General features: G+C 32.2%; 15 protein-coding genes. 7 read left to right on the top strand and 8 right to left on the bottom strand.

Annotated features, from left to right (window positions below; all coding sequences use genetic code 11):
- From QZZ53_RS12495 to tgt, 6 genes are all read right to left on the bottom strand, one after another.
- A partial coding sequence (locus QZZ53_RS12495; protein WP_296385159.1) for a hypothetical protein occupies nt 1–422 on the bottom strand: 422 nt, incomplete at its 3' end.
- A 50-nt stretch (nt 423–472) separates the two neighbouring features.
- Nucleotides 473–2,005 carry a replicative DNA helicase gene (gene dnaB / locus QZZ53_RS12490; RefSeq protein WP_296385158.1) on the bottom strand — a complete coding sequence of 511 codons (1,533 nt, stop codon included), beginning with the start codon at nt 2,003–2,005 and terminating at the stop codon, nt 473–475.
- 168 nt (nt 2,006–2,173) lie between these two features.
- On the bottom strand, nt 2,174–3,127 hold the full coding sequence (locus tag QZZ53_RS12485; RefSeq protein ID WP_296385156.1) for an acetyl-CoA carboxylase carboxyltransferase subunit alpha: 954 nt from the start codon (nt 3,125–3,127) through the stop codon (nt 2,174–2,176).
- A gap of 138 nt (nt 3,128–3,265) precedes the next feature.
- Nucleotides 3,266–4,174 (bottom strand): DMT family transporter, encoded by a 909-nt coding sequence (locus QZZ53_RS12480; protein WP_296385154.1) that lies wholly within the window; start codon nt 4,172–4,174, stop codon nt 3,266–3,268.
- Nucleotides 4,161–5,237, bottom strand: coding sequence for an LptF/LptG family permease (locus tag QZZ53_RS12475; RefSeq protein ID WP_296385152.1), 1,077 nt, complete (start codon nt 5,235–5,237; stop codon nt 4,161–4,163). The genes QZZ53_RS12480 and QZZ53_RS12475 overlap by 14 nt, the downstream gene beginning before the upstream one ends.
- Nucleotides 5,238–5,240: 3 nt before the next feature.
- Nucleotides 5,241–6,371 (bottom strand): tRNA guanosine(34) transglycosylase Tgt, encoded by a 1,131-nt coding sequence (tgt, locus tag QZZ53_RS12470; RefSeq protein ID WP_296385150.1) that lies wholly within the window; start codon nt 6,369–6,371, stop codon nt 5,241–5,243.
- 168 nt (nt 6,372–6,539) lie between these two features.
- Here tgt and QZZ53_RS12465 point away from each other — a divergent pair, with 168 nt between their 5' ends.
- Genes QZZ53_RS12465 through QZZ53_RS12450 form a run of 4 tightly spaced genes read left to right on the top strand, consistent with a single transcriptional unit; the run spans nt 6,540 to nt 9,691 of the window.
- Nucleotides 6,540–7,385, top strand: coding sequence for a transketolase (locus QZZ53_RS12465; RefSeq protein ID WP_296385148.1), 846 nt, complete (start codon nt 6,540–6,542; stop codon nt 7,383–7,385).
- 1 nt (nt 7,386) lies between these two features.
- Entirely contained in the window at nt 7,387–8,085 is a 699-nt protein-coding gene (locus tag QZZ53_RS12460) for a hypothetical protein (RefSeq protein WP_296385146.1), read from the top strand.
- On the top strand, nt 8,082–9,035 hold the full coding sequence (locus tag QZZ53_RS12455; protein ID WP_296385145.1) for a transketolase family protein: 954 nt from the start codon (nt 8,082–8,084) through the stop codon (nt 9,033–9,035). Before QZZ53_RS12460 ends, QZZ53_RS12455 begins: the two co-directional genes overlap by 4 nt.
- A gap of 56 nt (nt 9,036–9,091) precedes the next feature.
- Nucleotides 9,092–9,691, top strand: a complete 600-nt coding sequence (locus QZZ53_RS12450; protein WP_296385143.1) for an outer membrane beta-barrel protein — start codon at nt 9,092–9,094, stop codon at nt 9,689–9,691.
- A 77-nt stretch (nt 9,692–9,768) separates the two neighbouring features.
- Here the strand turns inward: QZZ53_RS12450 and QZZ53_RS12445 are convergent, their stop codons facing one another.
- Nucleotides 9,769–10,824 carry a hypothetical protein gene (locus QZZ53_RS12445; protein WP_296385141.1) on the bottom strand — a complete coding sequence of 352 codons (1,056 nt, stop codon included), beginning with the start codon at nt 10,822–10,824 and terminating at the stop codon, nt 9,769–9,771.
- Nucleotides 10,825–10,958: 134 nt separating this feature from the next.
- Here QZZ53_RS12445 and QZZ53_RS12440 point away from each other — a divergent pair, with 134 nt between their 5' ends.
- The 3 genes from QZZ53_RS12440 to QZZ53_RS12430 all read left to right on the top strand — a co-directional run bounded on the left by QZZ53_RS12440 (nt 10,959) and on the right by QZZ53_RS12430 (nt 12,501).
- On the top strand, nt 10,959–11,327 hold the full coding sequence (locus QZZ53_RS12440; RefSeq protein ID WP_296385139.1) for a S4 domain-containing protein: 369 nt from the start codon (nt 10,959–10,961) through the stop codon (nt 11,325–11,327).
- Nucleotides 11,314–11,904, top strand: a complete 591-nt coding sequence (locus QZZ53_RS12435) for a methyltransferase domain-containing protein (RefSeq protein ID WP_296385137.1) — start codon at nt 11,314–11,316, stop codon at nt 11,902–11,904. The genes QZZ53_RS12440 and QZZ53_RS12435 overlap by 14 nt, the downstream gene beginning before the upstream one ends.
- A gap of 93 nt (nt 11,905–11,997) precedes the next feature.
- Nucleotides 11,998–12,501, top strand: coding sequence for a phosphoribosyltransferase family protein (locus tag QZZ53_RS12430; RefSeq protein ID WP_296385135.1), 504 nt, complete (start codon nt 11,998–12,000; stop codon nt 12,499–12,501).
- Here the strand turns inward: QZZ53_RS12430 and QZZ53_RS12425 are convergent.
- Nucleotides 12,493–12,747: a shikimate kinase gene (locus tag QZZ53_RS12425; RefSeq protein ID WP_296385178.1), complete on the bottom strand. Its 255-nt coding sequence runs from the start codon at nt 12,745–12,747 to the stop codon at nt 12,493–12,495. The genes QZZ53_RS12430 and QZZ53_RS12425 overlap by 9 nt on opposite strands.
- Nucleotides 12,748–12,921 lie beyond the last annotated feature (174 nt).

Genomic DNA, 12,921 nt, shown 5'->3' with positions numbered 1-12,921 from the left:
CGAAATTCATAATTTTTGTCTTCAGCTACATATTCATCAATTAATATTTTAATAGTTGCCCAATAATTTCTTAAAGAAACTCCTATTGCCTTTATATTAATAATTTTATCATCATCTAACTTTTTTTCAAAAGCGTTTAGCAAATCATTTGATTTTGTTAGAGTTTTCCAATCCTTATAAAATGGTAAATTCTCAACTGGCTCATTTATTTTTTTGTATATATCAAAAAAAATCTTCAAAATTATAAGTCCTAACGGAATAGCAAATGGAAGCAAAGATTTTTCCTTGAACTCCTCTGAAATCCATTCTGATGGAATATATTGAACTGAGGTAATATAAATGAACAACACATAGGCAGTAGGTATCTTAGCTTTATCTATTAAAGTTAAGATTTTTTCATAGGTAGCATTCCAATTAATCATAAATATTGATTTTGTGATTAATTATAAAGGTACTTTTTTATTTTTAAAACTTAAAAAGGAACACCATCATCCTCTGGTCCATCAAATGCATCTGAAGGCGAAGGAAAACTATCTGGTTTAAAAGTATCATCATTGGCTGCTGCATTCATTTTAGAATGAAACTCACCAAAAGGAGTATCGAAATCATCCAAATTATCAAACTTACCTAAGTGACCGATAAACTTCAATCTTATATTTTCCAAGCCACCATTTCTATGTTTAGCAACTATAAATTCACCTTGACCTTCTGTTGGAGAACGCTCTTCATCGTCCCACTCATCAATCTTATAATATTCTGGTCTATAGATAAAAGATACAATATCCGCATCTTGCTCAATCGCACCAGACTCACGTAAATCAGATAATAAAGGACGTTTACTTCCTCCTCGTGTTTCTACAGCACGCGATAATTGTGATAATGCTATAACTGGTATCGCTAATTCTTTAGCTAAGGCTTTAAGGTTACGAGAAATCGTTGATATTTCTTGTTCACGATTACCTCCTTTTTGGCTTCCACCTGCTGTCATTAATTGCAAATAGTCAATCATTATCATCTTTATACCATATTGCGAGGCTAAACGACGTGCTTTTGCTCTTAAATCGAAAATTGAAAGCGAAGGTGTATCATCTATAAACAATGGTGCTTTTTCTAAAGTTTTAACTTTAACATTTAGCTGTTCCCATTCGTGTTTTTCTAATTTTCCTGTTCTTAATTTTTCTGAAGATAAACCTGTTTCACTAGAAATTAAACGCGTAATAAGTTGTACTGATGACATCTCTAAAGAGAAAAAAGCAACAGGTATATTACTATTTACCGCAACATTACGAGCCATCGTTAGTGTAAATGCTGTTTTACCCATACCAGGACGTGCAGCTACAATAACTAAATCTGATGGTTGCCAACCAGACGTTAATTTATCTAGTTTATCAAAACCAGAAGGAATTCCGCTCATTCCCTCTTTATTCGAAATTTCTTCAATTTTTTTCTTTGCTTGAATTACCAAACTCTGAGCCGACTCAGTTGACTTTTTAACGTTCCCTTGGGTAACTTCGTACAACTTGGCTTCAGCATGATCTAAAAGATCAAAAACATCTTTGGTTTCATCATAAGCCTCTTCAATAATCTCGTTTGAAATTTTTATTAAACTACGTTGAATATACTTTTGAAGAATAATACGAGCATGAAACTCAATGTGTGCCGAAGAAGACACACGTTGTGTCAAAGAAATGAGATAAAAATCTCCGCCAATTAAATCTAACTTTTCATCTTTCTTAAGTTGACTAGAAACGGTTAATAAGTCAACAGGTTCACTGTTTTCAAATAATTTGAAAATTGATTCAAAAATATGTTTATGAGCATCTTTGTAAAAAGCATCTGCACTCAAAATATCAATAACCTCGTCTACACCCTTTTTATCAATCATCATTGCACCAAGCACAACTTCCTCTAAATCAATTGCTTGTGGTGGGATTTTTCCTTTCTCTAAGCTAATGATTGTGCTTTTATCTATTTTGTAGCCTTGTATTGGATTTGGTTGTTTCATAAGTAACAAAAGTAGCTAAATACTATCGACGAACTGCATGTAGACCATTTTACAATCTCAACAGGTCGTTAACAATCTAACTGTTAATAACTTTAATATATTGTTAATAGCGCTAAAAAAAACCGAAGACTAAACTTCGGTTTTTTTAGTTGCCTATGTTTAGTGCATTTAGTCTTTATAGACTCCCATAGCATCATATTTATCCATACGTTGATTCACTAAATCTTTTGGTGATAAGTTTTTAAGGTCCTCATAAGATTTAACAATCGCATCTTTAACAGCTAAAAATGCCTTTTCTCTATCGGTATGTGCACCACCTAGTGGTTCTTTAATTATCTGATCTACAAGCTTCATTCGCTTCATATCTTTAGCTGTCAATTTTAAAGCTTCAGCTGCTTGTTCTTTGTACTCCCAGCTTCTCCATAAAATTGAAGAACAAGATTCTGGTGATATCACTGAATACCAAGTGTTTTCTAACATCATTACGCGATCGCCTACACCAATTCCTAAGGCTCCACCTGAAGCTCCTTCACCAATAATAACGGTAATGATAGGCACTTTTAGGCGTGACATCTCTAAAATATTTCTTGCAATCGCTTCTCCTTGCCCACGCTCTTCAGCTTCTAAACCAGGATATGCTCCAGGAGTATCTATTAAAGTTACCACAGGAATTCCAAACTTTTCTGCAGACTTCATTAAGCGTAATGCTTTACGATAACCTTCTGGATTAGACATTCCGAAATTACGATACTGTCTAGTTTTGGTATTGAAACCTTTTTGCTGACCAATAAACATATATGATTGATCACCTATTTTACCTAAACCACCAATCATAGCCTTATCATCTTTCACATTTCTGTCTCCGTGTAATTCTAAAAAAGAATTACCACAAAGGGCTTTTATATGATCTAATGTATAAGGTCTGTTAGGATGACGAGACAATTGAACACGCTGCCAAGCCGTAAGATTTTTATAAATATCCTTTTTAGTTTCAGCTAATTTCTTTTCTATCTGTTTACAAGTTTCAGTGACATCAACATCACTTTCCTTACCTATAATCTGACATTTATCTAGTTGATCTTCTAGTTCTTTTATGGGTAATTCAAACTCTAAATATTCCATACAATTTGAAGTTAGTTTTTTGTTTAGTTAGTTATTACAAACCTACGTATTCTTATTTAATTTTTAGAACTATTATTAAAAAAGTAGGTTCTCTGAGACCAAAACAAAAATAGTATTTATCGAAGAAAATATAAAAACTTAATCGGTAATTTCACTTGTTTTATTTTTTCGTTTTTTATAGTTTTTGAATATTGCATCAAATAAAACGGTTGTTAAAACAAGAATAGCACCTATATAAAATTGTGGTGACATTTTCTCCGTTTCAGGGAATAAGACTAATGCCAAAGCAATGCCATAAATTGGTTCTAAATTATAACTCAAAATCACTGTAAATGGACTTATATAGCGCATCACTTCAACTGCTCCAATAAAAGCATAAGCTGTACAAACTGATGCTAGAATAAATATATAAATCCAATCTGAATTTGATAAAGTGAAGAACTCAGCATTAAACGTATTTCCTGTGGCAAGAATAAATATAGTTAGAAAAACGACACCACTTATAAATTCGTAAAATGAAATAACCGTAGAATTATAACGTTCAATAAAACGGCCATTTATTACTGCAAATAAGGTTGAAAATAAAGCAGATAGTAGTCCTAATATAATTCCGTTGATGTAACCCATTTCGCTACTCGTGATTAAAAAGACTCCAAGTATCACAACAATTCCGAAGAGAATTTCGTAAGCTAGTATGCGACGTTTAAAAAAAATAGGTTCGATAAAAGAAGCAAAAAATGCACCCGAAGAAAACATAGCCAAGGCTATTGACACATTTGCCTGATTAATCGCTTCAAAAAAAGTAATCCAATGTAATGCTATGATTATACCTGCAACTGAAAACTGCCAAAAGGTTTTCTTAGTAATTTTTATGTTAAGCTTAATGATTTTAATGTAAATGAACATTAAAACTCCAGCTATCGCCATTCTGTACCAAACCAACTCTAATGATCCTATAGTAATAAGTTCACCAAGAATTGCCGTAAAACCAGCAATAAAAACAAGAAGATGTAAATGTAAGTAATCCTTTAGTTTAGCGTTTGGCATTTTGCAGCAGATATACAGCTAAAATACCAAATATTAGGTTAGGAAACCATACTGCTATTATAGGCTCAAAATTAGATTGCTCAGCCATAACACCAAAAACCTTATCAAAGAAAACATAGATCATAGCTATAGCAATACCAAAAGCAAGATTAACTCCCATGCCTCCTCTTCGCTTTACAGAAGAAACTGCTACAGCAATTATTGTAAGAATGTAAATTGAAACTGGTAAACTCCACTTTTTCAATTTCACTACTTCATAACGACCAATATTTGGAGAACCTCTTCGTTTCTCTGCGGCAATAAAGTCTAAAAGTTCACCATAAGGTTTAGTTTCAGCCGCATATTCAACAGGTGTTAAATCTTCGAGTTCAAAAGGAAACTTCATATCTGTACGCCTTTCCTTCTCAATAGTTTCTATACCATTTTCAAACGAACGCTTTACATAGGTTGTAAGTCTATAGCTAGAATCCTCTTCAATGTATCTAATATTATCAGCGAATATTTTGTATTTCAATTCATTACCTTCAATATGCTCATACGTAAAGTTTAAACCTGTATTAGTTTTAGAAATAAAACGACTAACATAGATGTAGTCATTGTCATTTATCTGTTGGTAAACATCCCTTGTTTGCTGAATTTGTTTATTCTTTTTTAAGTATTTATACTTAAATTCATTAAACCCTTGACTTGCGATAGGTGCCAAATACATTCCTAAAAACAAAGCAAAAGATGCAATTATAGTTGCACCTATTAAATACGGACGTAAAAATCTAGTGAATGACACACCAGAACTTAAAAAGGCAACGATTTCTGTATTATTAGCCAACTTAGAGGTAAACCAAATTACTGATAGAAATAAGAACAAAGGAAATAATAGGTTTGCAAAATAGACTGTGAAATCAATATAATAAGCAGTCACTTCTCCAAAAGGAGCTTTGTTTTCTAACATTTTCCCTACTTTCTCTGCTAAATCTACTGTTATTCCGATAGGAATAAACAGTAATAACATCATTAGAAATGTTAATAAATACCGCTTTAATATGTACCAATCTAGTATTTTCACTATCTACAATCTTTTATCCATTTGTTTTACCATTTTATTTTTCCAAGCACCAAAATCTCCAGCAATAATATGCTTTCTTGCCTCTCTAGTTAACCACAAATAGAAACCTAGATTATGAATGGTTGCTATTTGCTTTCCTAGTAATTCATTAACCGTAAACAAATGCCTTAAATATGCTTTACTATATTCGGTATCTACAAAAGTGATTCCCATTTCATCAATTGGAGAAAAATCATCTGCCCACTTTAAGTTCTTAATATTTATACTGCCATGAGCCGTAAACAACATTCCATTTCTTGCATTACGTGTAGGCATTACACAATCGAACATATCTACACCTAACGCAATATTCTCTAATATATTGATTGGTGTCCCAACACCCATTAAGTAACGTGGTTTGTCTTCTGGTAAAATACTACACACAACATCTGTCATAGCATACATTTCTTCAGCAGGTTCGCCAACAGAAAGTCCTCCTATAGCATTTCCTTCTGCACCAGCATTAGCAATATACTCTGCAGATTGTTTTCTTAAATCTTTATATGTACTACCTTGAACTATCGGAAAAAACGTTTGCTCGTAATCATACTTAAAAGGTGTCTTCTTTAAATGCGTTAAACAACGTTCTAACCAACGATGTGTCATATGCATAGAACGTTTTGCGTAATTATAATCGCAAGGATAAGGAGTACACTCGTCAAAAGCCATGATGATATCTGCTCCTATACTTCTTTGCACTTCCATCACATTCTCAGGAGTAAAGACATGATAACTTCCATCAATGTGAGATTTAAATTTCACACCTTCTTCCTTAATTTTTCTGTTTGCAGATAATGAGTAAACCTGATAACCACCAGAATCGGTTAAAATATTACGATCCCAATTCATAAATTTATGCAATCCACCAGCTTGTTCAAGAATTGGTGTCTGTGGTCTTAAATATAAATGATAGGTATTACCAAGTATAATATCTGGATTGATATCATTTTTCAACTCCCTCTGATGCACACCTTTAACTGAGGCAACAGTACCAACTGGCATAAAAATAGGAGTTTCTATAATACCATGATCTGTAGTAATTGAACCTGCTCTAGCTTTAGTAGCTTTATCGTTTGCTAATCTCTGAAATTTCATTTTTTGTAAGTCTGCTGGCAAATATAATTAACTCAATGTCATTCAATCTTAATTAAAAATAAAAATTGTTAGCAAATCTATAAAATCGTTAATAAGTGACCTCTCTCAATCTTTGAAAGGCTTTTGTAAAAAGTTATTTTTGTCCAATCAAAATTTAAGCAACACAACATGCCAAACATTAAAGAATTAGAAGATTTAACAACTCAAGTTCGTAGAGATATTTTACGAATGGTACACAAAGTGAATTCTGGTCATCCAGGAGGTTCTCTAGGATGTGCTGAATTTTTTGTTTCACTATACAAAGAAATCATGGATCGAAACGACCATTTTGATATGGACGGAAAAGGTGAAGATTTATTCTTTCTCTCCAACGGTCATATCTCTCCTGTTTATTATAGTGTATTAGCAAGATCAGGATATTTTTCTGTGGATGAATTAAATACATTTAGATTGCTTGATTCTCGTTTGCAAGGTCATCCTACAACACACGAAGGTTTGCCTGGTATCCGAATTGCATCAGGTTCATTAGGTCAAGGTATGTCTGTTGCCATCGGCGCAGCTCAAGCTAAGAAACTTAATAATGATAACCATTTAGTATATAGTCTTCATGGTGATGGCGAATTACAAGAAGGACAGAATTGGGAAGCTATTATGTATGCTTCTGCTAAAAAAGTAGATAATCTTATTTCTACAATAGATTTAAACGGACAACAAATCGATGGATCAACTGACGATGTATTACCAATGGGTAGTATAAAAGGAAAGTTTGAAGCTTTTGGTTGGACAGTTGTAGACATTGAAGAAGGAAATAATATAGAAGCTGTTTTAAAAGGAATGGCTGAAGCTAAATCTTTAGCAGGTAAAGGAAAACCAATTTGTGTTTTACTAAAAACTGTAATGGGTAACGGTATTGATTTTATGATGCACACTCATGCATGGCATGGAAAAGCACCAAATGATGAGCAACTTGCCATTGGATTGGCTCAAAATGCTGAAACTTTAGGAGATTACTAGAATGAAAAAGTTTATTCTTTTATTTGTGTTTTCTATTAGTACAGTAATTTACTCTCAAAATGAGAGTATAATTATTGACTATACTGTAGATTATTTAATACCTAATAAGGAAGGCATAAAAGACACAATTTCTATAGGTTATAATATGGATGGTAAATTTCTTTGGACGAATTCCACAGCACTTGCCGAGAGTCTTGCTAAATCAATGATTCCAAATCCAGATTTATACAAAAAAGCAAACTCTAATATAATTTATAATACCACTACAAAAGAGATTGTAATGGACATTAATATTGATGAAAATCAAATATTTTTCAAAATCAATATTGGTTTATTTATACCAAAGAAGGGCAATGTTACAAACGTAGAGGATATGAATTTAATAACTGAATCTACTGATGTAACAACAAAAGTATTAGACAAGGAAGTTAATATTTTTACTATTTATCCAGAAGGTAAAGAAATAGACCAAATTGAAGTAGCAATTGATAAAGATTATAAGATGAACAATAACATCATCTTTCAAAGATTATTTGAAATCGCTGCAATTGCAACTGGTGAAAAGATATTATCTTCAGACATTCCTGACGGATTAATCTTAAAAATAGGTGACAATAATCAGACACTTATAGAAGCCATAAAAGTTAATACAACAAAAAAGACAATAAACATTAATTACAGTTTCAAAATAACAGAATGAAAACATATACATACACAGACAAAAAAGATACAAGAAGCGGTTTTGGAGCTGGTTTAGCTGAATTAGGACGCACCAACCCAAATGTCGTTGCTTTATGTGCTGACTTAATTGGGTCTTTAAAAATGAACGAGTTCATAGATGAAAATCCTGAACGCTTTTTTCAAATCGGAATTGCAGAAGCTAATATGATGGGAATAGCTGCTGGATTAACTATAGGAGGAAAAATTCCTTTTACAGGTACGTTTGCTAATTTCTCTACAGGTAGAGTTTATGATCAGATTCGTCAATCTATTGCTTATTCTGGAAAAAATGTAAAAATATGTGCTTCTCACGCAGGTCTAACCTTAGGTGAAGATGGTGCAACGCATCAAATATTAGAAGACATAGGTTTAATGAAAATGCTTCCAGGAATGGTCGTTATTAATCCTTGCGATTACAACCAAACAAAAGCAGCTACTATTGCTATTGCAGATTATGACGGTCCTGTTTATTTAAGATTTGGCCGTCCATCTGTTCCAATTTTTACTCCTGCCGACCAAAAGTTTGAAATTGGTAAAGCAATTAAGTTTACTGAAGGTTCTGATGTAACTATTGTTGCAACTGGTCATTTAGTTTGGGAAGCTTTAGAAGCTTCTAAAGCATTACATGAAGCTGGTATTTCTGCTGAAGTAATTAACATTCACACCATTAAACCTCTTGATGAAGAAGCTATTTTAGCTTCGATTGAAAAAACAGGATGCATTGTAACAGCTGAAGAGCACAATCATTTAGGTGGTCTTGGTGAAAGTGTAGCTAGAGTTTTAGCACAACACAGACCAACTCCTCAAGAATTTGTTGCTACTAACGATACCTTTGGTGAATCTGGTACTCCTGCACAACTTATGGATAAGTATGGCTTAAATAGTGATGCCATCCAAAAAGCTGTTAAAACTGTACTGAAAAGAAAATAACTTCATTTTGGCAGCGTTTTTGATATTAGACATACTTAATCTTAAAAACGAACATTATGAAAGTTTTGAAAAAATCAGTTATTAGAGTTGCCCTATTGGTATTTGTTGGTTTCTCAATGAATGCTCAAAAAGGAAGTGCCTTTGGGTTTAAAGGCGGATTAAACTACAGTGCTAATGGAGATTATTTTGAATCTATTGGTGAAAATGCTAAAAACCCTGATCGTAACTTAGGTTACCATATTGGTGTTTTCGGTAAAATAGGAAATAAACTTTATTTTAGACCAGAATTGGTTTATACAACTACAAAAAGTGACTACGACAGTGATGGCTTTTCAGTTAAAAAGATTGATGCTCCACTTTTAGTTGGTTTAAAAGTTTTAGGGCCTATAAGTGTTTTCGGAGGACCATCTCTTCAATATATACTTGATACTGAATTTGATGGTATAAATATTAACAATGTTGAGGATGATTTCTCAATAGGATTAAATTTTGGGATTGGACTCAACTTTAATAAAGTGGGAATTGACCTTAGATACGAAAGAGGATTCAATGATAATGAAGCTATATTTATAGATAATAATATAGGTACTGGTGTTGTTAGTAGAATTGACACCAGACCAGATCAATTGATTTTAAGTCTATCAATTGCACTTTAAATATTTATTATAAAAATTAAAAAACCGCTTAATCAGCGGCTTTTTAATTTTATCGTTATGCTACTAAAAAACAACTCTTAATTGTCTTCGTTGTAATTGATTGTAATATTCTCATCTAAATAATCGGGAGTTCCATCATCATTATCATCAGCTATAGTTACTGTATTAATGGTAATTATACCAGAATTATCGCTCCTACTTCTTTCATACTCATTTGCTCCTAAAACAGGTTCTTCTTCACCAATGTTAGTGTTTATGATGTATTCTGTTGGAACCAGCTCATTTAACGTTGATACTCCATCATCATCATCGTCTGCATCAATAAAATTCGCAAAATCATCATCGTCGGTATTATCATTCTCAACTTCAATATTACCATCTAGATCTTCCACATAAGATGGCAATCCATCACCATCGTGGTCTATTTCTTGTACTTGTAATAATTCAAACTTAAAAATAAGATTATCATATGTGCTACCTGTAGTACCAGCAGAAAAATAGCCTAGTCCAGAAGGAACAAACATTATTCCTAACCCATAATTATTAAAATTAACAATACCTCCTCCATCAATACTAAAACCTGAAGCAGAATTGAACGTAGGTAGAATCAATTGCCATCCTCTAATTACACCAAATGTTGTGAAACCATTCCCAGTTAACAAAAGGTCTATTGGTGTAATAGCTGTGTCAAAAGGATCTTCTCCATCTATTGAAATACCTTCATATCTTGCACGCACTGCATCTGTAAATTTTGGTGCCTCACCATTACCTTGATTAATCCTTAAAATATAATATTCATAATCTACATCCAAATAGGTTGTAAATTTTGTTTCAATTGCATCCAAGAGCAACGTATGTCCAACTGGAACATCTAAAAAATTACCATTACCATCTGTTTCTCGTTCTGTAATTATAATATCACTATACTTATGGTCAGAACCTGTTTCAAAAAAACCTGAATTGTAATAGTGTCCAGTAAAATATTCTAACCAGTCAGTTTTATCCGCATCCTGTTGTTCAGTTCTATCTCTTTCTTGAAAAGTAACTGTATTATCATCATCATTATTACATGACACAAATACCGCCACTATAGTTAGTAAATAAAGGCTAAATTTTAAACTTTTAATTTTCATACATTGTTTGATTCTAATACTAGAGTTACCACAAATCTAATATTCGGTTCATTATTGCTTAATAATAAGGCGCAAGATACAATAATATAATATTTTTGTACAATAACATTAACGTTGTTTTTAGTTAAAAAAATATGCGAATTGATAAATATTTATGGTGTGTACGTTATTATAAAACACGTAGTATAGCCACACAGGCTTGTAAAAAAGGACAAATAAAAGTTAACGAATCTGTTGTAAAACCCTCGAGAGAAGTTTATCCAACAGATAAAATTGAACTACGTAAAGATCAGATTGTTTATCAATTAACAGTTAATGACATACCACCTAATCGAGTTGGCGCAAAACTCGTTGATATTTATAGAGTAGATACAACACCAAAAGAAGCTTTTGAGGCCAAAGCGCTTTTAAAGTATAGTAAAGACTATTATAGAAAAAAAGGAACAGGACGTCCAACAAAAAAAGATCGACGAGATATAGATGACTTCTATGAAGAAGAATAATTTAGACATAGCCTATTGGGAAAATCGTTATACAATTGAGCAAATCGGATGGAATATTGGATATCCATCAACTCCGATTAAAGCCTATATCGATCAACTCGAAGATAAAACACTAAAAATCTTAATTCCTGGTGCTGGTAATAGTTATGAAGCTGAGTATTTATGGGAGAATGGTTTTAAAAATGTTTATGTACTTGATTTTGCTAAACAACCACTAGATAATTTAAAACATCGTGTTGAAAACTTTCCTGAAGTACAATTACTGCATTCTGATTTTTTTGAATTAAATGATAGTTTTGATCTCATCCTAGAACAAACCTTCTTCTGTGCTCTCAGTCCCATCCATAGAAAGGATTATGTTAAAAAAATGTGTCAACTTTTAAAACCAAATGGAAGACTCGTTGGTTTATTATTTGATTTTAAATTAACAGAGTCTGGTCCTCCTTATGGAGGAAGCCTATCTGAGTACACATCTCTTTTTAAAGAATTTTTTAAAATTAAGACTTTAGAAAACTCAATTAATTCTATAAAAGAAAGACAAGGTAAAGAACTGTTTTTTATCTTTGAAAGCCTATAATGGGCATTTGGCAAACTTTGATTATTGCCAACCAAAATAACCAAGCTACTAAACAGTTGCTAATTATAAATTTTAATTATCTAAAAATAACCTATGGCATTAACAAAGAACACCATATTAAGTCATAAAGAAATTGAGCACAAAATCAAACGTATTGCATATCAAATCTATGAGAGCAATGCTAATGAGACCGAACTTGTTATTGCTGGCATAGAAAGTAATGGCTATGTACTTGCTAAAAAGATAAAAAATAATCTTGATAAAATTTCTGATATAGAATGTACTTTATGTAAAGTGACCATAAATAAAGCTGAACCTACAAAACCAATAAAGACATCAATAAACAAGGAAGACTACGCAAATAAATCTATTGTCCTTATCGATGATGTTTTAAACTCTGGCAGTACTTTAATTTATGGCATTAAACATTTTTTAGATGTACCGTTAAAACAATTTAAAACTGCCGTTCTAGTAAACCGTAATCATAAAAAATATCCCGTAAAGGCAGATTTTAAAGGAATCTCACTTTCCACATCGCTTTTTGAACATGTACACGTAAATTTATCTAAACAACCTTACGAAGCGTATTTAGATTAGCCGTGTTAAAATATCTTCTAATACATCTTGCTTAGATTTATTGTCTGTAGTAATAGTATATTCTGCCTTACTATAATATTGAACACGCTCAAAAAGATGCTTACCAACAAACTCTAACAACTCCTCTTCAGAATTTAAATGGCTAATTAATGGTCTTTTTTCTCGTTCCTTAAATAAACGATTAGTTAAAAGCGGGATTGAAAGTTTTAAGTAAAATAAAGATACATTAGAATTAGTCGTTAATATATCTATGTTTTATTTTGAAGAATATATGCTCGGGTACTTATTATGCCGTTATATTACTTTTCAGGTTTTGTACCTGTTATGAACAAAGTTCCTAGATCTCTTTTCCATTTCTTTGTATTTTTTGGATCCTTGATTTGTTTTGTTTTTACACCAAACCCTGTTTTCTGAAAAAAC

Origin of the sequence: Winogradskyella sp., assembly GCF_016744625.1 — a bacterium.
GTDB lineage: Bacteria > Bacteroidota > Bacteroidia > Flavobacteriales > Flavobacteriaceae > Winogradskyella.
This window is presented reverse-complemented; position numbering and strand designations above follow the sequence as displayed.

What these genes read in the sequence shown, in the direction of transcription:
- dnaB (WP_296385158.1), bottom strand. Translation starts at nt 2,005, where the DNA reads ATGAAACAACCAAATCCAATACAAGGCTACAAAATAGATAAAAGCACA.
- QZZ53_RS12480 (WP_296385154.1), bottom strand. Translation starts at nt 4,174, where the DNA reads ATGCCAAACGCTAAACTAAAGGATTACTTACATTTACATCTTCTTGTT.
- QZZ53_RS12465 (WP_296385148.1), top strand. Translation starts at nt 6,540, where the DNA reads ATGCCAAACATTAAAGAATTAGAAGATTTAACAACTCAAGTTCGTAGA.
- QZZ53_RS12450 (WP_296385143.1), top strand. Translation starts at nt 9,092, where the DNA reads ATGAAAGTTTTGAAAAAATCAGTTATTAGAGTTGCCCTATTGGTATTT.
- QZZ53_RS12440 (WP_296385139.1), top strand. Translation starts at nt 10,959, where the DNA reads ATGCGAATTGATAAATATTTATGGTGTGTACGTTATTATAAAACACGT.
- QZZ53_RS12485 (WP_296385156.1), bottom strand. Translation starts at nt 3,127, where the DNA reads ATGGAATATTTAGAGTTTGAATTACCCATAAAAGAACTAGAAGATCAA.
- QZZ53_RS12460 (WP_296385146.1), top strand. Translation starts at nt 7,387, where the DNA reads ATGAAAAAGTTTATTCTTTTATTTGTGTTTTCTATTAGTACAGTAATT.
- tgt (WP_296385150.1), bottom strand. Translation starts at nt 6,371, where the DNA reads ATGAAATTTCAGAGATTAGCAAACGATAAAGCTACTAAAGCTAGAGCA.
- QZZ53_RS12455 (WP_296385145.1), top strand. Translation starts at nt 8,082, where the DNA reads ATGAAAACATATACATACACAGACAAAAAAGATACAAGAAGCGGTTTT.
- QZZ53_RS12430 (WP_296385135.1), top strand. Translation starts at nt 11,998, where the DNA reads ATGGCATTAACAAAGAACACCATATTAAGTCATAAAGAAATTGAGCAC.
- QZZ53_RS12445 (WP_296385141.1), bottom strand. Translation starts at nt 10,824, where the DNA reads ATGAAAATTAAAAGTTTAAAATTTAGCCTTTATTTACTAACTATAGTG.
- QZZ53_RS12435 (WP_296385137.1), top strand. Translation starts at nt 11,314, where the DNA reads ATGAAGAAGAATAATTTAGACATAGCCTATTGGGAAAATCGTTATACA.